Origin of the sequence: Bradyrhizobium canariense (assembly GCF_900105125.1) — a bacterium.
In the GTDB taxonomy this organism is placed as follows: domain Bacteria; phylum Pseudomonadota; class Alphaproteobacteria; order Rhizobiales; family Xanthobacteraceae; genus Bradyrhizobium; species Bradyrhizobium canariense_A.
The window spans coordinates 5,506,837-5,525,344 of the sequence record NZ_LT629750.1; the positions used below are offsets into that span (position 1 = coordinate 5,506,837).

The window sequence follows — 18,508 nt, forward strand, 5'->3', positions numbered from 1 at the left end:
CCGCCGCCAGGTCGAAGTCGACAGCCGTGGCGGCTTTCGCCGCGGGACGGTTCGGAAAACAAGCCCGCCTCAGGAGGCTACCTGCCGCAGCATGGCGGGCACGATCACGCGATGAAACGGCCTGATGATCGCGAGGTAGATGCGGCCGAACCAATTGTGCGTCAGTACCAGTGTCGTGGCGGTGACCTGCTGGCTGGAGCCGGAAGTCGCGACATCTATCACGACACGAAAATCCAGATGCTTGTCGTTGAAGCCCGCGACGAGCCGCTCCGGTGTCTCCCTGAGAATTGGAAATATCCCGATCATCTCCCTGGGTGGCTTTTCACTTGCGCCAGATGTTTTCAGGCCGAACGGCGCGACCAGAAGATTGCGGAGTGACAAAAGCGTTTCGATCCATCGTGGCGAACGGCCCATCATCCGCTGGGCGGCGTGGCGGGCATCGAGGGTTTTGCTCTCAATTTCAAGGCGAAAGGCATCGGCAAATTGCGCGCCCGGCAGCAAAGCGGCAGTGTCGATGTTGGCTGCGACCTCTTGAACCTTCATGGCGAACGAAGCCTGTTCGCCAGCAGCCGGAAACGCCAGATCAGAAGAGCGGCATTGACGGCGGTACCGCAGGACAATCCGATCCAGACGCCGACGGCGCCGAACTCCGTCCGGAAGCCCAGCCAGCAAGCTGTCGGAAACCCGATCAGCCAGTAACCAATAGCGGCAAACAACAGCGGCACCCGCGTGTCGTTCATGCCGCGGAGCGACCCGGCCACGATGCTTTGAACGCCGTCGGCGACAAAGAATGTCGCGCCGACCAGGAGAAGCGTCGAGGTCAGTTCGGTGGCGCCTTCAGCGCTTTCGGCTGTTCCGAAGAAAAGCCGCGCGATAGCAAATCGGCTCACGATCACCGCAAGCGTCAAGGCGGCGACCAGCGCAATTCCGAGCCCCGTCGCAACCAGTCCCGCACGTTTGACCGCGCTTGCATCGTTGCGGCCGACCGCGTGTCCGACCCGCACCGTGGCCGCCATGCTGATGCCGAACGGCACCATGAACAGGATGGCGGTGATCTGCAAGGCGACCTGATGTGCCGCCAGCGCGGTGGTGCTGATCAGGCCCATCAGCAACGCCGCGGCGGAAAACAGCCCATATTCCATCAGGAACGCGACCGAGATCGGCGCGCCGATGACAAACAGCTCGCGCATCAAGCTTCGGTCGATGCGCCAGATGTGTCCAAGCACGTGATATTCCCTGAACGGCCGGCGGCGCGTAGCGAACCACAGGCCCGCCAGCAACGTGCCGAAATTGACGATCGCGGTGGCGAGCCCGGCACCAAGCAGTTCCAGCCGCGGCAGCCCCCATTCGCCATAGATCAGGAGATAGGCCAGCAACGCATTGGCCGGGATCGCGGCCAGCGTGATCCACAAGGCGGGTTCCGGCCGGTTGACCGCGCCCATGAAGCCGCGGAGCGCGAGAAACCACAGCGCCGGCGTCACGCCCCATACCAGGCCGAACAGATATCGCTGCGCGAGATGCGCGGCCGCGGGCGCCTGGCCCAGCGCCAGCAGGATCTGCTCGCCGAACAGCGGAAACATCATGATCGGCGCGGAAATCAACAGCGCGGCCCACAGGCCCGTGCGGAGCGAGCGGCGCACCAGAAGCGGATCGCGGGCGCCGAAGGCTTGCGCGGCCAGCGGCGCCACGGCCGACACCAGTCCCATGCCGAAAGTGAAGCTGACGAAGTAGACGGTGCCCGCCAGCGCCGCTGCCGCAACGGCTTCGTTGCCAAGACGTCCGATAAAGGCAAGATCGGTCGTCATCATCGCGATCTGCCCAAGCTGGGTCAGCGCCATCGGCAAAGCGAGCTTGATGGTCTCGCTCAGCTCATGGGCGAAGTGATTGCCGGGCGTTGTCACGGCCTCGCGCGATGCAGTTGCGGCTCGTTCTATTTTATCGAAGGAAGTCATGAGGGAAGATTAGCACCCTCATGGATGAAAAAGATAACAGGGAGGCTGCGACCGAATCGACTAGCCGGCGTCGGGCGTCCGTGCGGGCACGCGGGTGATCTTGGCGCCGAGCGCATTGAGCCGTTCATCGATACGCTCATAGCCGCGTTCGATCTGGTCGGCATTGTTGATGGTGCTGGTGCCCTCGGCGCACACCGCGGCCAGCAGCATCGCCATGCCGGCGCGGATATCGGGCGAGATCATCGAGGCTCCGTGCAGCCGGCTCGGTCCCGCCACGATCGCGCGATGCGGGTCGCACAGCACGATGCGGGCGCCCATCGAGATCAGCTTGTCGACGAAGAACATTCGCGACTCGAACATCTTCTCGAACATCAGGATCACGCCGTCGCACTGGGTCGCGGTCACGATCGCGATCGACATCAGATCGGCGGGGAAGGCGGGCCATGGCTGGTCTTCCAGCTTCGGCACATGGCCGCCGAAATCGTCGCGGATCTTCATGGTCTGGCCGGAGGGCACCACAAGATCGTCGCCTTCGACGCCGCAGACGATGCCGAGCCGCTCGAATCCCATCCGGATCGAGCGCAGATGCTCGACGCCGGCGCGCGCGATGCGCAGCGGCGAACGCGTGACCGCGGCAAGCCCGATCAGCGAGCCCACCTCGATATGATCGGGGCCGATCGAATAGCGCGCCGAGCCGAGCGTGGCGGGGCCGTGCACGACCATGGTGTTGGTGCCGATGCCTTCGATGCGCGCGCCGAGCGCGACCAGGAAATGCGCGAGGTCCTGCACATGCGGCTCGGAAGCGACGTTGCGCAGATAGGTGGTGCCATGGGCGCCGACGGCCGCGACGAGCGCATTTTCGGTCGCCGTTACGCTGGGCTCGTCGAGGAAAACGTCCGCGCCGGTCAGGCGCGCAGCGCGGAATTCAAGCCGATGGGTCGCGGTGACGGTGGCGCCGAGTTGCTCGAACGCCAGGAAATGGGTGTCGAGGCGTCGCCGGCCGATGACATCGCCGCCGGGCGGCGGCAGGGCAACCTCGCCGCAACGGGCCAGCAACGGTCCCGCCAGCAGGATCGAGGCGCGGATCCGCGCGCACAGGTCGGGATCGAGATCGGCGGCGCGGATTTCCTTGGCATGGATCGCAAGCGTGTTGCGGCCTTGCCATTCGGCCATGGCGCCGACCGAGCGGACAAGCTCGACGAGGGTTTCGGTATCGCGAATGCGAGGGACATTTTCGAGCGTGACGGGATGCTCGGTCAGCAGCGCGGCAGCAATGATCGGCAGGGCGGCGTTCTTGTTGCCGGATGGCTCGATGGTCCCCGTCAGCCGGTGACCGCCCTCAACGATGTATTGGACGGGCGGCACGCGCCTCACACATCCACAGTGGCGCTGAGTGAATTATCCTGGATGAATTCACGGCGCGGCTCCACGACGTCGCCCATCAGCTTGGTGAAGATATCGTCGGCTTCGTCGACCTCCTTGATCTTCACCTGCAGCAGCGAGCGTTCGTTGGTGTCGAGCGTGGTTTCCCAGAGCTGATTCGGGTTCATCTCGCCGAGGCCTTTGTAGCGCTGCAGCGCCACGCCCTTGCGTCCGGCGTCCGTCACCGCCTCGAACAGGCTGACCGGACCGTGAATGGCGGTTTCGGTGTCCTTGCGCCGCAGCAGGCCCGGCTTGGGATAGGCCTCCTGCAGCTTTGCGGCGTAGTCGTCGAGCTTGCGCGCATCGGCGGAGCCGAGCAGCGCATCATCGATCATGGCCACATCCTTGACGCCGCGCACGGTGCGTTCGAAGGAGAAGCCTTCGCCTTCGGCAAACCGCCCGACCCAGCCGCGCTCGACCTCATCGGCCAGCGCATCAAGCCTGCGGGCGATATAGTCTGCGGCAGCGTTAGCGGTTGCGACGTCACTGGTGATTTTCGGGTTGAGCACGCCGGCAATCGCCGCCTGTTCGATCACCTTGCGGTTATAGCGGCTGTGCAGATTGTTCAGCGTACCGCGGATGACACGGGCATCCTCCACCAGCGCCAGCAAATCGCGGCCGGTGCGGTCCTCGCCGGACGCGAGCTTGAAAACACAATCATCGAGGCCGGTTTCGATCAGATAGTCCTCCAGCGCACGCTCGTCTTTCAGGTACTGCTCGGACTTGCCGCGCGTCACCTTGTAGAGCGGCGGCTGCGCGATATAGAGATGGCCGCGGTCGATCAGTTCGCGCATCTGCCGATAGAAGAAAGTCAGCAGCAGGGTGCGGATGTGGGCGCCGTCGACGTCGGCGTCGGTCATTACGATGATCTTGTGATAGCGCAGCTTGTCGGCGCTGAAATCGTCACTGATGCCGGTTCCGAGCGCCGTGATCAGCGTGCCGATCTGTTCGCTGGACAGCATCTTGTCGGTGCGCACGCGCTCGACATTGAGGATCTTGCCGCGCAGCGGCAGCACCGCCTGGAATTCGCGGTTGCGGCCCATCTTGGCGCTGCCACCGGCCGAGTCGCCCTCGACGATGAACAATTCGGATTTGGCGGGATCTTTTTCCTGGCAATCAGCGAGCTTGCCGGGCAGTGAGGAAATGCTGAGCGGGTTCTTGCGGGTCAGTTCGCGCGCCTTGCGGGCGGCTTCGCGCGCGGCCGCGGCCTGGATCACCTTGCCGACAATTGTCTTGGCCTCGCCCGGATGTTCCTCGAACCACGCAGCCAACGCCTCGTTGAGCACATTCTCGACGACGGGACGCACTTCCGAGGACACCAGCTTGTCCTTGGTCTGCGACGAAAACTTCGGATCGGGCACCTTCACCGACAGCACCGCGGTGAGGCCTTCACGGCAATCATCGCCGGTCAGCGCGATCTTTTCCTTCTTCGCATTGGCTTCCGCATAACCATTGACCTGGCGGGTCAGTGCGCCGCGAAAGCCCGCGAGATGGGTGCCGCCGTCGCGCTGCGGGATGTTATTGGTGAAGCACAGCACGTTCTCATGATAGCTGTCGTTCCACCATAACGCCGCTTCAACGCCGATGCCGTTCATCTCCGAGCGGACCATGATCGGGGCGGGCACCATCGCCTTCTTGTTGCGGTCGAGATATTTCACGAATTCCTCGACGCCGCCGTCGTAGCGCATCGCCTCGCGCTTCTCGACCGCGTGGCGCATGTCGGACAGCACGATATTGACGCCGGAATTCAGGAATGCGAGCTCACGCAGGCGGTGCTCGAGGGTGGCGAAATCATACTCGACGTTGGTGAACGTCTCGGTCGAGGCCAGAAAGGTCACCTCGGTGCCGCGTTTGCCATTGGCCTCGCCGACCACCTTGAGCGGCGCCACTGCGTCGCCATGGGCGAATTCGATAAAATGCTCCTTGCCGTCGCGCCACACCCGCAGCTGCAGCTTGCTCGACAGCGCGTTGACGACGGAGACGCCAACGCCGTGCAGACCACCGGATACTTTATAGGAATTCTGATCGAATTTTCCGCCCGCGTGCAGCTGGGTCATGATGACCTCGGCTGCGGAAATGCCCTCGCCCTTGTGGATGTCGACGGGGATGCCACGGCCGTCGTCGCGCACGGTGACGGAATTGTCGGCGTTGAGCACGACCTCTACCGCCGTGGCGTGGCCGGCGAGCGCCTCGTCGATGGCGTTGTCGACGACTTCGTAGACCATGTGATGCAGGCCGGAGCCATCATCGGTGTCGCCGATATACATGCCCGGCCGCTTGCGCACGGCGTCGAGGCCTTTCAAAACCCGGATCGATTCCGCGCCGTATTCGACGGGGATGGAATGCTCAGTGTCGGCGATGGTTTGCCGGGCCGGTTCTGTCATGTGATGCCTTCGAGGATGTCCCGAATCAGCGGCGCAAAATCAGGCGCTGATTGGCTTATTTATGCCATGAAAGGCGCCATGCGCCTAGCGCAAAGGCTCCATCAACAAGCTATTGATAAAATGGGATTTTTTAATGGTTTTTCAAGGTGCTCGGAGGCCGATTCGGAAGCCTTGTAAAAGCGTGATTCGGGCCCTGGTTTTTGGCCTCCAAAATCCGAATTCTTGCCCTCGATTTCGGACGAGCGCGGCGCTGAAAACAACCAGCGCACCAACGGTCAAGCGCTGCCGCGCGGCGTGATGCGGCCGGAATCGACGTCGAAAATCTCGCCGGATGCGCCGACGTCGGTGAAGGCTGCGGGATCGGCCCCGGTCATCCAGACCTGGGAGCCGAGTTTGGCGAGTTCGGCGAATAGCGCCTTGCGCCTGCTGGGGTCGAGATGTGCGACCACCTCGTCGAGCAGCAGCAGCGGCGTGATGCCGGTCATGTCCGCGACCAGGTTCGCATGCGCCAGCACCAGCCCGATCAGCAGGGCCTTCTGCTCGCCGGTGGAGGCATCACGGGCCGGCATGTTCTTCGGCGCGTAGATCACCTGCAGATCGGTGAGATGCGGGCCGTCGAGCGTGCGGCCGGCGGCGGCGTCGCGCGGGCGACCCTGGCGCAGGATTTCGCGATAGCGGTCCTCCACGGCGGTGGCGGGCTCGTTCATCAACGCGTTTTCCATCCAGCCGTCGAGCATGATCTCGGCGGAGGGAAAGGCGGATTGCGCGCCGCGCGCGCGCAGCATCGCGGCAAGCCGTGTCAGGGTCTGGCCGCGCGTGGCCGCCACCGCGACCGCCAGTTCGGCCGTCTCGCGTTCGATCGCATCACACCAATGGTCGTCGAAATTGCGCACTTCGAGCAGGCGGTTGCGCGATCGCAAGCTGCGGTCGAGCGCCGAGACCCGGGCCGAATGCTCGCTGTCGATCGCCAGCACCAGCCGATCGAAGAATCGCCGCCGCTCCGACGCCGCGCCCGTGAACAGCCCGTCCATCGACGGCGTCAGCCAGACCATGCGCAGATGATCGCCGAAGGCCGCGGCCGAACTGACCGCCTCGCGGTCGATCCGGCAGCGCCGGCTTGTGGCGGCGGCCTCGTTTCCGGGTGGATCGATGCCGGTACCGAGCGTTGCCAGCCCAAGCGCGCCCTCAACCTCGGCCGATACCGCCCACGAACCGTCGCCCTGGATATCGGCGACATCGTCGAGCGTTGCGCGGCGCAACCCGCGTCCCGGCGACAGAAACGAAATCGCCTCGATGCAGTTGGTCTTGCCCGCGCCATTGGGCCCGACCAGCACCACCACGTCGCCACGCGTCTGCAGGCTCGCCGCGCGGTAATTGCGGAAATGCGTCAGGCTGAGGCGATAGATGCGGGAGGCGGTCATATCGGGAGAGATGCGATCTTTTCTTCCCTCTCCCCTTGTGGGAGAGGGTGGCGCCTCACGAAGTGAGGCGACGGGTGAGGGGTATCTTACGGCTCGGCAAGCTTTGCGAGAAGATCTTCCAAAACGGCTGAAGGCTGTTGCAACACGTCGTTGTTCCAGTAACGCGCTATTCGAAAACCGTTAGCGATCAGAGCGAGATCTCGCTCCGTGTCACGCTCAGATGACGCGTGTTGACTGCCATCGATCTCGATGATGATGCGTTTCTCGAAGCAAACGAAATCGAGAATAAAGCTTTGGAAGGGAACCTGCCGGCGAAATTTAAAGAGAGCTAACCGTCGATCGCGGAGCAATCGCCACATAGCCGCTTCGGCGTCGGTGGGTTCGCGACGCATCTTCTTTGCGAAATTACGGATGCGCTTGGCTGTCGGCCGATGGTGTGGCGTCTGCGGCACGAACCCCTCACCCGGCGCCTTCGGCGCCACCCTCTCCCGCAAGGGGAGAGGGAAGACTAGAGCGCCGTTTGCGCCTACACCCGCATCGGCATCAGCACGTAGAGCGCGCCTTTGGACTCCTTGTCTTGCACCAGCGTCGGCGAGCCCGGATCGGCCAGTTTCAGCACCGCCACCTCGCCCTCGATTTGCGCGGCGATGTCCAGCAGGTAACGCGAATTGAAGCCGATATCGAGCGCGTCGGAGGCGTATTCGACTTCGAGTTCTTCGGTGGCGCTTCCGGAATCCGGGTTGGTGACCGACAGCACGAGTTTGCCCGGCGACAATGCCAGCTTCACGGCGCGGCCGCGTTCGCTCGAGATCGTCGAGACGCGGTCGACCGCGGCCTCGAAATCCTTCTTGTCGACGATCAGCTCCTTGTCGTTGTTCTGCGGGATGACACGGCCGTAGTCCGGAAAGGTGCCGTCGATCAGTTTCGAGGTCAGCACCACATTGCCGATGGTGAAGCGGATCTTGCCCTGCGACAACTCGATCTGGATCTCGGCTTCATTGTCCTCAATCAGGCGTTGCACTTCGCCAACGGTTTTGCGCGGCACGATGACACCGGGCATGCCGGATGCGCCGCTCGGCAATGGCAGATCGATCTGCGCGAGCCGGTGCCCGTCGGTCGCCACCGCGCGCAGGGTTGCGCTCTTGGCGGTGCCGGCGGAGTGCAGATAGATGCCGTTGAGATAGTAGCGGGTTTCCTCCGTCGAGATCGCGAACTGGGTACGATCGATCAGCCGTTTCATGTCGGAGGCGGCGAGCGTAAACGAATGCGTCATGTCGCCGGCGGCAAGATCGGGGAAATCATTTTCCGGCAGGGTCTGCAGCGTGAAGCGCGATCGGCCGGCGCGGATCGCCAGCACCGAGCGATCACCGTCGCCTTCCAGCACGACCTGCGCGCCGTCAGGCAGTTTGCGCACGATGTCGTAGAACATATGCGCCGGCACGGTGGTCGAGCCGCCGGTTCCGGTTTCTGCTGCCAGCGTTTCCGTCACCTCGAGGTCAAGGTCGGTGGCCTTTAGCGACAGCCGGGCGCTTTCGGCGCGGACCAGCACGTTGCCGAGGATCGGAATGGTGTTGCGGCGTTCCACCACACGGTGGACGTGTCCCAGCGATTTCAGGAGTTGCGCGCGTTCGACGGTAACCTTCATTGTACTATCCGCCCGATCCGAAGATGGAAAAAGCCGGGCGGCCCAAGGGGCGCGCCGGGCGTTTGAAACCCGAAAAGCCCGATCAAAGCTGGATTTGATCAGACCCTAAGGGGGGACCACAGGGTGGCGCGGATGGCCCGCCAGCGCAAGAGACCCTCACGCCGTTTCCAACGTTTTGCCGAAGGGAAATCTTCAAAAACAATGTCGTTGTCCGCCCCTCCTCCTTGCGGGAAGGGGGGAGGGGCGGGGCCAACATCAAGCACCACCCCAAAGGCTCCTACCCAACCCTGGCGCGGGCTTCGCTCGTTTCGGCTCGCGCCAGCAGCAGGAAAAAATTCACTCCTGCTGCAATTGGCGCTTGAGCGATTCGACTTCTTCGGAGAGCGCCACGTCCTTGACGACCAGGGCCTCGATCTTGCGCACGGCATGCAGCACCGTGGTGTGATCGCGCCCGCCAAAGCGGCGGCCGATCTCGGGCAGCGAGCGCAGCGTCATCGTCTTGGCGAGATACATCGCGACCTGGCGCGGGCGAACCACATTCGCGGTACGGCGCGAGGACAGCAGGTCCGAGCGGCTGACATTGTACTGCCGCGCCACCACCCGTTGAATGTCCTCGATCTTGATGCGCTTGGGTTCCTGCGGACGGATCAGGTCGCGTACTTCGCGCTCGGCCATTTCGAGCGTGACCGGCTGAGCGTTGAGCTTGCTGTGCGCCAGCAGGCGATTGATGGCGCCTTCGAGATCCCGGCCATTGTGGGTGATGGTTCGCGCCAGATAATCCAGCACCGCTTCCGGTACATCGAAGCTGGCGTGATGCGCGCGGGCCGCTGCGACGCGCGACTTCAGAATTCCGAGCCGCAATTCCTCGCCGAGCGATCCCATCTCGACCACGAGCCCTCCGGCCAGCCGCGAGCGCACGCGATCGTCGAGGCTTTCGAGATCGGAAGGCGGACGATCGGCTGCGATCACCACCTGGCGTCCGGCGTCGATCAGCGCATTCAGCGTGTGGCAGAATTCGGCTTGCGTCGATTTGCCCTGCAGGAATTGCAGATCGTCGATGACAAGCACGTCGATGCCGCGCAGCGCTTCCTTGAAGGCGAGCGCCGTCTGCGTCTTGAGCGCGGCGACAAAGCCGTACATGAATTTTTCCGCGGTGAGATAAAGCACCTTGCGTTCGTTGCCGGAGTTGCCGGCCCAGGTCACCGCCTGCAGCAGATGGGTCTTGCCCAGGCCGACGCCGGCGTGAATGTAAAGCGGATTGAACATCACGGGGTCGCCGCGCCGTCCTTCCGCGACCTGACGCGCGGCCGCATGCGCCAGCGTGTTGGAGCGGCCAATGACAAAACTCGCAAAGGTGAGGCGCGGATCAAGCGGGGAGCCGCCGAGCGCGTCATGGCTGGCCGACACCGGCGCGATCGCGGTCGCGCGCAGTTCGGGCGCGGGACGGCCGTCGAGCCGCTCGGGGCGGCGCGCATCGACCGCCGCGGGCGCGTCCTTTACCGGCGCCGCGCAACGCATCGCCGTGCGCACGGTGAGGTCGATCCGGTGCACTTCCGGCATCTCGGCCTGCCAGCAGGAGAGCACGCGTTCGGCGTAATGCGCCTGAATCCAGCTCTTGAGAAAGCGCGTCGGAACCGACAGGCGGACGCTTTCGTCCTGCACGCCTTCCAGATCCATTCGCGCGAACCAGCTCGTGTAGACGTCTTCTCCGACGCTCGAGCGCAACCGACCCTTCACGCGTGACCAGCGATCCTGTTCCATGTTTGACATTGCCTGACGACTCTTCTGAAAGGAGTAAATCTTTGAAGTGATGAAAACCGCTGCGTGGAAGCTCCACGCGGCGTGACCTCAAGCGGAATTTCTTCTTCAGCCATAGACAAGCCGTTCGGCGAAACGCCGGATGGCAGAATATTCGGCTGGAAAAGAAAGCGTCCGCGAGGTCAGCGTGTACTCAACGGTCTATCGGGAGCACGCGCAGGAGGCCGCGTACTCGCGGCGTCCGAGTCAACAATTACGGTATCGTTTGAAAATGAAATCTGATCGACCGCCGCGATGATTTCGTAAAACATGCAACCTCCCCCCTCACCGCGATCGCTCACGGCAAGCTGTCCTTCTAGATGTGTCTCAAATCGGGTCGGTAACGCCTGAAGCTCAAAATCGTTCAGCCGCTAGCCGCCTGTCTCAGCCCTCCTCGTCCACCTGCTCCGCGTCCGGCGATCGGGAAACCGGTTGCTGGTACGTATCTCTCTTCTTCGTAACGAACGAGACACGAATGCCTCGCCTGAGAAATTTCGACACAGAACCGCTGCGCCCATATTGCTATGAGCAACAACCCAACGATCGCTTGGAAAGCGTCGCTAACGCGCACACCGCCGCCGATTTGCACGTTCGCCCCTGGTTCTCAAACCGCGCTGATCTGGAGAGCCGTGGACGCCGCGAACGATTAAAGAAATACACGATGGGTGATTTCTCGCAATGCCTTGATTCGAGGCGCTCGACGACTCCGCGCCGGCGGACGCGGCGCAGCAATTACGAAACGGGAAAGCAAGTTTTTGAATCACCGCACAGAATCGTGCGCGTGGGGCGTTGTCACAAATCTCGCTGCAACAGCGAAAATTTTTAATAAATTCTTTACAATCGCTGGTCGTGAAACCCGATTTTCAGAGCGCTTGAACCCGCTATGGGGGTAAGTGATTAGCGAAGCGGAGTTTTTCGAGATTCTTTTTCAGGGTAACTCCCGCTCGTCGTGCTCGAACAAAAGGCAAGGCACGCTGCTATTTCGATGGCGCAAGGCGGCCGTTTCTCGTCCACGCGCCGTGTTTCATCTGCGGCAAAATAGCATCAAGTAGAATCACGGACACGCAGTCATGCCGTATGCGGTAATTCGGCGGCGCCAATGGGGCCGCTCAAAACAAAAAGAGCCCGGCACTGCCGGGCTCTTTGATACGGGCTCTTTGAGAAATGTCTGTTTCGATCAGTTCACTTGGCGAGCTTGGCGAGCTTGGCGATCTGGTGCGCGAGACGCGACACCTTTCGGCTCGCATTGTTCTTGTGAATGATGTTGCGCTGCGCGGCCTGCATCAATTCCGGCTCGGCGTGAGCCATCGCCTTCAGCGCCGCCTCGCGGTCGCCGCTCTTGATCGCCTCTTCGACGTTGCGGACGGCGCCGCGCATCTGGGTGCGGCGCGACTTGTTGATAATCGTGCGGCGGGCAATCTTGCGTGTCGCCTTCTTGGCAGAGGTCGTATTGGCCATGGTCTCAAATTCCTTGCAGTGACCGGTCGCGGGTGGTCGGGCTAAAACGCGCCGGCCGCTCAACCGCATGATCGACGCTGGTGTGTTTCCGGGTATTCCCGAGGAATGCCATGTCAGGAGCGAAAATGCTCACATGACGGCGCCTCTCAAAGAATAGCGGCGGCGGGATTGCGCCCGCCGCCATTGGTAACCTTATAAAGGGCGCAGCTTGCAGCGTCAACGCCTTCCGGCCGCCCCGGAACCGGGAAGTTTGGACCGGACGCGCCGATAAGGTGCTGATGAGGTTGAATTTCTCAGGGTACCCCGCTAATGGCTGACGGCATTCGGGGCGCGCCAGTGAGAGGTTGACGGATGATCCGCGGTTTTTTCCGACTTGTGGGGCTCCTGCTGCTGGCCGGCGGATTTGTCTTCATGGTCTATGATGGGGCGCGCTGGGTGGCCGATCAGGCCCTGCGCTTTACCCGCTTTGGTGAGTTCTGGAACGATATCCATCAATCCAGCCAGCAGACATTCCGCGCCTGGGTGGAGAGCCATGCACCCTGGCTCTGGAGCAGCATCGCGAGGTTCGTGCTGGATCAGCCGGTCTTCGCCGTGATGGGCGTGTTGGGCATTTTGCTGATGGTGCTGTTCCGTCCGCGCAAGCCGCTGATCGGTTATTCGCGGAGCTGATGCAGCTGTGATGTTCTGCCGCCAGGCTTCGGCGTAGCTGCGGCGGCCTTTCGAACATCCGAGTCTGCTGGCGATATCGCGCGGCAAATACCTTTTGTTAACCATAACCGGTGCAAGACTTGAGCTGTCTCGCTATGAGGAATGGCTCCGGTGCGGGTTGCGCGCGCGTTTCGATTACCGATCATTGCCGCCATGACCGCGCTCGTCCTGTCGGGCTGCATGCACACATCCGGTCCGGTCGCGACCGCGCAGCCGCAAAGCGATCTCGATTACATGGCTTACGGCCAGCCTTATGAGGCGGCGCCTCGAGGCGCTGCCGCCTCGCCGTCCAGCGTGGCGGATGGCGGGGGCGCCATCAGTGCGCTTCGCGCCAGCTTTGCTTCGTCGGGCCCGAATTATTCTTCACCCGTGCCTGCTGCTGTCTCGGCGGCGTATGCGGCTGCGCCTGGGCCAATGGCCTATGACAACGCCTATCGGCTCGACGCCGGCGACAAGTTGCGAGTCGTGGTCTATGGCCAGGAAGGTCTCACCAACACCTATGCGATCGATGCCGGTGGCTCCATCACCATGCCGTTGATCGGGGCGGTGCCGGCGCGCGGACGAACGCCGGCGAGATTGGCTACCGAAATCAGCAGCCGCTTGCGCAATGGCTATATCCGCGAACCGTCGGTGGCCGTGGAGGTCGAATCCTATCGGCCGTTCTTCATCCTGGGTGAAGTCGCAGCACCCGGCCAATATCCCTATGTGCCCAACATGACGGTCGAAAGCGCCGTCGCGATCGCCGGTGGTTTCTCGCCGCGGGCCAAACGTGATCAGGTTACCCTGACCCATACCGAAGGCTCGGGCGCGATGCGCACCGTGGTCCCGCTGGGCACGCCGCTGAACCCGGGCGATACCGTTCTCGTCAACGAACGCTGGTTCTAGTGCTACCGTCATTTACGGGTTCGTGCTGACGCACGCCCCGCAATGACCAGCGCAAGCCGATGCGAAAAATCGCGCCGCCTACTTCTTCAAATGCTTGGCAAGGAAATCGAGGCTGCGCGGCCAGGCGATATCCGCGCTGACCTTGTCGTAGCTCGCCCGTTCGTCGCAATTGAAGCCGTGCTGTGCGCCCGGATAGACATGGACCTCGACGTCCGGCCGTTTGCTCTTGATGGTGTCGACGTCGGTCAGCGGGATGCCGGTGTCCTTTTCGCCGAAATGCAATTGGGTCGGCACCTTTGGCTTGTCGTCGGCGATGCGAACGATGGCGCCGCCGTAATAGCCGATCGCCGCCGATAGCCCCGATAGTTTGGTCGCGGCCGCATAGGCAACGCTGCCGCCCAGGCAAAAGCCGATGATGCCGACCGGGCCGGCATTCTTGACCGCGTCAATCGCGGCCTGGGTGTCCATCAGCATCGCCGGATAATCCGGATTGGCGACGAATTTGCGCGCCACCGCGATCTCGTCCGGCGAATAGCCGCTCTGGAAGTTGGGCTCGATACGGTCGAAGATCGAGGGCGCCACCGCGACATAGCCGGCGCTTGCGAGACGGTCGCAAACCGAACGGATGTGATGATTGACGCCAAAAATCTCCTGGATCACCACCACCGCGCCCTTGGGCGCGCCTGCGGGATCGGCGCGATAGCCGCCCAGTTGGAAACCATCCGAAGCCTTCAGCTTGATATCTTGTCCCACGGTTCATCCATTTGTTGGGGGTTGCACTGGAGAGGGTTTATCGTTTCGAAGAATTTTCCGCGAGTGCCGCTCGATAGCCTCGCAAACTTATGATCGGGCCATTCGTTCCGCGCCGCGCGGAAGCCCATCGAGGAACGGCAACACCGCCGCGATGAATGCCTGAGGCTGGTCGATATTGACGGCGTGGCCGGCGGCCGGGATTACCACCTTTTTCGCAGCCGGAATTTTCGCAGTCATATAATCGGAGGCGGCAAGGAACGGCGCGTCATCGGCGCCGACCACCACCAGTGACGGCACCTTGATCTCCGGCAACAGTTCGATCACTCGGGCATCGCGCTGGGTCAGCATGCCGCGCGCGGCATGTGCCAGCCCCGACGCGTCGCGATGGCTTGCCGTCGAGCGTTCACGGCTGGCTGCTTTCAGAACGGCGAGGCCTTCGCGGTCGAAGCGGTCGGCGGTATCGTGTGCGCGCTTGTTCCAGGCCTCGCGGGCATCGTCCTTCTTGAAGCCTGGTCCGGTGTCGATGATGAGCAGCGCGCTGACCCGCTCGGGATGCGCACGATAAAAGGCCAGCGACATGTATCCACCGAGCGACAGGCCGCCGACGATGGCTTTGTCCGCGCCGACCTCGTCGAGTAGCGCCGCCATGTCGCTGACCGTCAGCGCTTCACTATAGGCAGCGGGATCATCGGGGTAATCGGATTGGCCGTGGCCGCGCATGTCCCACAGCACGAGCTGATGGTGTTTCGATAGCGCCTCGATCTGCCCGCTCCACATCGCCGATGTCAACGAATAGCCGTGGGTCAAAATCAGCGGAGGCCCGCTGCCATGGATTTCGTAATAGATGTTGACCCCGTCACGATTGATCTTCGGCATCGCGGCTTCCCGAACAGTGCATTCACGGATTTATCCTAGCGCGATCTTCTCGCCGTTGGGAAATGCGGAAGCGCCATCGATTGACACGCGCACGACAAATTTTGCCGCAGCGCACAACGTGAAGTCCGCCAATGCGATGAAAGCGTAACGACGACCAGGCATCGATCAAGTTGAGCCGCATCAGGAACGCAAAAAAATTTCGTCCGTTAAATTTTTACGCTTCGCGGTAGGCGCGCGTTCATAACGCCTATTAAGGCGCGGGGAACCCGTGGTGAGGTAGCTTTTTGCTGTCGGCCAACGCCGCAAGTTGAAGAGGTTCCATGACAGCTCTAGCCAAAAAGACTTCGACCAAACGCCGGTTGCTGCTGGCGTCGGATCGGAGCGATCAGAGCAGCGAATTAGCCAGCATTCTGCAATCCGTCAGCGAAGTTGATACCATCTCGACGTCGGATATTCCCGACGTGCCCGCCGGCCATTTTGCGGGCATCGTGGTCGATATCAATCTGCGATCGGCCGAGAGCGTGCAGCGCGTTCGCAATAAGCTGCGCACCGAGGCGTATAGTTCCATGCCGCGGTTGTTCGTTCTGGCGGATGCCCTTCACCATGGCTCGATGCAGGCCTGGGCTTTGGGCGCAACGGATACGATATCGCGGCCGCTCAATGCCGAGGGCATCCTGCAACGCATCCGCGCCGCTTTCCCCGATAATGACGGATACGACGCGACCGATCGCGGCAAAACCCTGAACACCGGCGTCGCCGCCGCGCATAAGGTAATGGTCAAGATATTCGAGAAGCTGCCGGCAGGCGCTCCGCTGACCTTGAACGACATCGTTGAGGCCGAGAACAAGATCCTCAAGGCCATCAAGCACTCCTCGTTGCGGGAATGGCTGACCACGGTTGGTTGCCATCACACCGCGAGCTACCGGCATTGCCTGTTCGTCACCGGTTTTGCGGTGGCGTTCGCGCAGCATCTTGGTATGCGCGAGGACGATCAGCGGCGGCTGGCGCGCGCAGCACTTCTGCACGATGTCGGCAAGGCGTTCATCTCGGTCGATCTCTTGGACAAGCCGGGAAAACTTACCGACGAGGAAATGAACGAGATCCGCAAGCATCCGCGTCTGGGCTATGACGCGCTTGCAGGCCAAGGCGGCTTTCCGCCTGAAATGCTCGACGTGGTCCTGCACCATCATGAATTCCTTGACGGCACCGGATACCCGGACGGCCTGCGTGACGATCAGATCAGCGATATCGTGCGCCTGACCACGATCGTCGACATTCACGCAGCATTGGTGGAGAACCGGGCCTACCGGTTGCCCTTCACGCACGCCAAGGCGTTCATGGTCATGGAACAGATGGGCGGCAAGCTCGACCAGCACCTGCTGCAGGCGTTCCGCCCGGTGGCCATGGGATCGTCTTATTGATCGCTCGGCTTGGGCGCCAAATTCGCAAACGGTGACGCCGCGTAGACGACGTTGCCGCCGACCATCGTCAGCACGGAGCGAATCCGTCCGATGTCCTTGACCGGCGCGGTCAGATAGTCCGCGGACAGCACCGCGAGGTCGGCGAGCTTGCCGGGCTCGAGCGTGCCGCGTCTGTCGTCGTCATTGGCCATGAAAGCGGAATTGCGCGTGTACATCTCGAGCGCCTGCCGGCGGCTCGGGGCTTCCGCCTGATCGCGGGTCTGTGTGCCGCCGATCGTGGTGCCGTCGAGATACCATTGCAGCGCCACGAACGGATTGTAGGACGACACCCGATGCGCGTCGGTGCCGCCGGCGACCGTCAGCCCGAGCTTCATGGCCGTCGCGATCCGCGGCATCGCCTTTGCCTGATCGACGCCGACATCGTGCTGCAGCCGCTCGCCGCCGAAATAGAGACCGTCCTGAACGCCCCAGATCAGGCCCAGCGCCTTCATCCGCTTCAGATTGTCCTCGGACGCATTGTACAGATGCAGCACCGTCCATCTGAGATCGCGAACCGGGTAATCCTTCTCGATGCCTTCGACGATATCGAGCAGGTCGTGCACGCTACGGTCCGGATTCCAGTGGATCTGGATGGTGTAGCCCTTCGATGCGGCCCAGCGCAGCAATTCGGCGAGCTTGGTCTTGCCGTCGGGCGTGATGTCGCCATCGGTCCAGTCGGCCCACACAAGGATCTCGCCGGGGCCGTTGAAATGCAGCATGGCGTCGCCAAAACCCTGCGGCAGCAACTGCGTCAGGTTCTGCAGGTCCGCAAGTTCGCTGCCGGGTTTTGGCGCGCACAGGTGATAGGCGACGCGCAGCGTGAGCTGCTTGTCGCGCCATAGCTTGAATACGGCCTGGTAGTTGGCGGGATACATGCTCACCCCGCCGCCGTCGACGATGCCGGTAATCCCGAGACCGTTCATCTCGCGGAAGAATTTTCTGGAGCCGTCGACCTGCTGCTCCAGCGTGGGCTTCGGCAGTTTGTCAAAGATTTTGCCGAGCGCATTGCCATTGGCGACGACCACGCCGGTTGGCTTGTTGTCAACGTCGCGTTCGAGCTTGCCGCCGGGAGTGACGTCCGCGTCGTCGTGAATGTCGAGCGCTTCCATGGCCTTTGGCGTCAGCAGGAGCCAGTCATAGAGATGCTGGATGTAGACCGGATTGTCCGGTGCGGCCGCGGCCACCTCCTGAGGTGTCGGCCGGCGTTTCTCGGCGAATTGCTCTTCGGTCCAGCCGCCAGCCACGACGATCCATGAGCCCGGCTTCTGGGTCTGCGCGGCCTGACGAATTTTATCCAGCGCCTGCTCGAGCGTCGGCACGCCGATCCAGTTTACTTCCGTGCCGAAGGTCAGCGCGGCGCGGATGCCGTGAATGTGCCCGTCGGTGAGGCCGGGAATGACGGCGCGGCCGCCGAGATCGATCTGCTTTGCGTTGCTGCCGGCAAGTTTCTTCATCGCTGCGCTGGTGCCGGTCGCCAGCACCTGGCCGTGGCCGATGGCCAGTGCTTCCCGGATTGAAAAATCCTTATCGACCGTGACGATCTTGCCGTTGAAGAGCACGGTGTCGGCAGTTTGTGCGGAGGCGCCACTGACTGGCAGCAAGGTCGCGGCGAGCGCAAGGCCACCAATGAAGTTTCTTCTTGATCGCAATCCGAGGCCCATGCCGCCGTTTCCTTTTCTTGTGTTGTTTCTACCATTGTCATTGCGAGGAGCGTCAGTGACGAAGCAATCCAGTCCGGCTGCGTCGC

Annotated in this window: 16 protein-coding genes; 4 read left to right on the forward strand and 12 right to left on the reverse strand. The window is 62.3% G+C overall.

The window, feature by feature from the left end; genetic code table 11:
- Positions 1 to 69: 69 nt before the first annotated feature.
- From BLV09_RS26165 to dnaA, 8 genes are all read right to left on the reverse strand, one after another.
- On the reverse strand, positions 70 to 543 hold the full coding sequence (locus BLV09_RS26165; protein WP_146689435.1) for a DUF2867 domain-containing protein: 474 nt from the start codon (positions 541 to 543) through the stop codon (positions 70 to 72).
- Positions 540 to 1,952 (reverse strand): MATE family efflux transporter, encoded by a 1,413-nt coding sequence (locus BLV09_RS26170; protein WP_146689436.1) that lies wholly within the window; start codon positions 1,950 to 1,952, stop codon positions 540 to 542. The genes BLV09_RS26165 and BLV09_RS26170 overlap by 4 nt, the downstream gene beginning before the upstream one ends.
- Positions 1,953 to 2,012: 60 nt before the next feature.
- Positions 2,013 to 3,317: a UDP-N-acetylglucosamine 1-carboxyvinyltransferase gene (gene murA, locus BLV09_RS26175; RefSeq protein WP_146689437.1), complete on the reverse strand. Its 1,305-nt coding sequence runs from the start codon at positions 3,315 to 3,317 to the stop codon at positions 2,013 to 2,015.
- 5 nt (positions 3,318 to 3,322) lie between these two features.
- Positions 3,323 to 5,758, reverse strand: coding sequence for a DNA topoisomerase (ATP-hydrolyzing) subunit B (gene gyrB, locus BLV09_RS26180; RefSeq protein ID WP_100385136.1), 2,436 nt, complete (start codon positions 5,756 to 5,758; stop codon positions 3,323 to 3,325).
- A gap of 275 nt (positions 5,759 to 6,033) precedes the next feature.
- A complete protein-coding gene (gene recF / locus BLV09_RS26185) occupies positions 6,034 to 7,179 on the reverse strand; it encodes a DNA replication/repair protein RecF (protein ID WP_146689438.1) in 1,146 nt (381 codons plus the stop codon).
- Between the two features lie 86 nt (positions 7,180 to 7,265).
- Positions 7,266 to 7,631: an endonuclease domain-containing protein gene (locus BLV09_RS26190; RefSeq protein WP_146691303.1), complete on the reverse strand. Its 366-nt coding sequence runs from the start codon at positions 7,629 to 7,631 to the stop codon at positions 7,266 to 7,268.
- Between the two features lie 74 nt (positions 7,632 to 7,705).
- Positions 7,706 to 8,824 carry a DNA polymerase III subunit beta gene (gene dnaN / locus BLV09_RS26195; RefSeq protein ID WP_100385139.1) on the reverse strand — a complete coding sequence of 373 codons (1,119 nt, stop codon included), beginning with the start codon at positions 8,822 to 8,824 and terminating at the stop codon, positions 7,706 to 7,708.
- Between the two features lie 336 nt (positions 8,825 to 9,160).
- A complete protein-coding gene (gene dnaA, locus BLV09_RS26200) occupies positions 9,161 to 10,594 on the reverse strand; it encodes a chromosomal replication initiator protein DnaA (protein WP_146689439.1) in 1,434 nt (477 codons plus the stop codon).
- Positions 10,595 to 11,096: 502 nt separating this feature from the next.
- On the opposite strand from dnaA, the gene BLV09_RS26205 reads away from it, so the two are divergent.
- On the forward strand, positions 11,097 to 11,447 hold the full coding sequence (locus BLV09_RS26205; protein ID WP_146689440.1) for a hypothetical protein: 351 nt from the start codon (positions 11,097 to 11,099) through the stop codon (positions 11,445 to 11,447).
- Positions 11,448 to 11,803: 356 nt separating this feature from the next.
- Here BLV09_RS26205 and rpsT read toward each other — a convergent pair whose 3' ends face one another.
- Positions 11,804 to 12,079, reverse strand: a complete 276-nt coding sequence (gene rpsT / locus BLV09_RS26210) for a 30S ribosomal protein S20 (protein ID WP_146689441.1) — start codon at positions 12,077 to 12,079, stop codon at positions 11,804 to 11,806.
- A 351-nt stretch (positions 12,080 to 12,430) separates the two neighbouring features.
- On the opposite strand from rpsT, the gene BLV09_RS26215 reads away from it, so the two are divergent.
- Together BLV09_RS26215 and BLV09_RS26220 are read left to right on the forward strand one after the other, a co-directional pair.
- Positions 12,431 to 12,748 carry a hypothetical protein gene (locus BLV09_RS26215; protein WP_100385142.1) on the forward strand — a complete coding sequence of 106 codons (318 nt, stop codon included), beginning with the start codon at positions 12,431 to 12,433 and terminating at the stop codon, positions 12,746 to 12,748.
- 192 nt (positions 12,749 to 12,940) lie between these two features.
- Positions 12,941 to 13,672 (forward strand): polysaccharide biosynthesis/export family protein, encoded by a 732-nt coding sequence (locus BLV09_RS26220; protein WP_174556569.1) that lies wholly within the window; start codon positions 12,941 to 12,943, stop codon positions 13,670 to 13,672.
- A 78-nt stretch (positions 13,673 to 13,750) separates the two neighbouring features.
- On the opposite strand, the gene BLV09_RS26225 is transcribed toward BLV09_RS26220, so the two are convergent.
- Positions 13,751 to 14,425, reverse strand: coding sequence for a dienelactone hydrolase family protein (locus tag BLV09_RS26225; protein WP_146689443.1), 675 nt, complete (start codon positions 14,423 to 14,425; stop codon positions 13,751 to 13,753).
- An 87-nt stretch (positions 14,426 to 14,512) separates the two neighbouring features.
- The gene (locus tag BLV09_RS26230) at positions 14,513 to 15,301 is read right to left on the reverse strand and encodes an alpha/beta fold hydrolase (RefSeq protein ID WP_146689444.1); all 789 of its coding nucleotides are present in this window, start codon (positions 15,299 to 15,301) and stop codon (positions 14,513 to 14,515) included.
- 320 nt (positions 15,302 to 15,621) lie between these two features.
- On the opposite strand from BLV09_RS26230, the gene BLV09_RS26235 reads away from it, so the two are divergent.
- On the forward strand, positions 15,622 to 16,722 hold the full coding sequence (locus tag BLV09_RS26235; protein ID WP_146689445.1) for an HD-GYP domain-containing protein: 1,101 nt from the start codon (positions 15,622 to 15,624) through the stop codon (positions 16,720 to 16,722).
- Here the strand turns inward: BLV09_RS26235 and BLV09_RS26240 are convergent.
- Positions 16,716 to 18,422, reverse strand: a complete 1,707-nt coding sequence (locus BLV09_RS26240; protein ID WP_146689446.1) for an amidohydrolase — start codon at positions 18,420 to 18,422, stop codon at positions 16,716 to 16,718. The genes BLV09_RS26235 and BLV09_RS26240 overlap by 7 nt on opposite strands.
- Positions 18,423 to 18,508 lie beyond the last annotated feature (86 nt).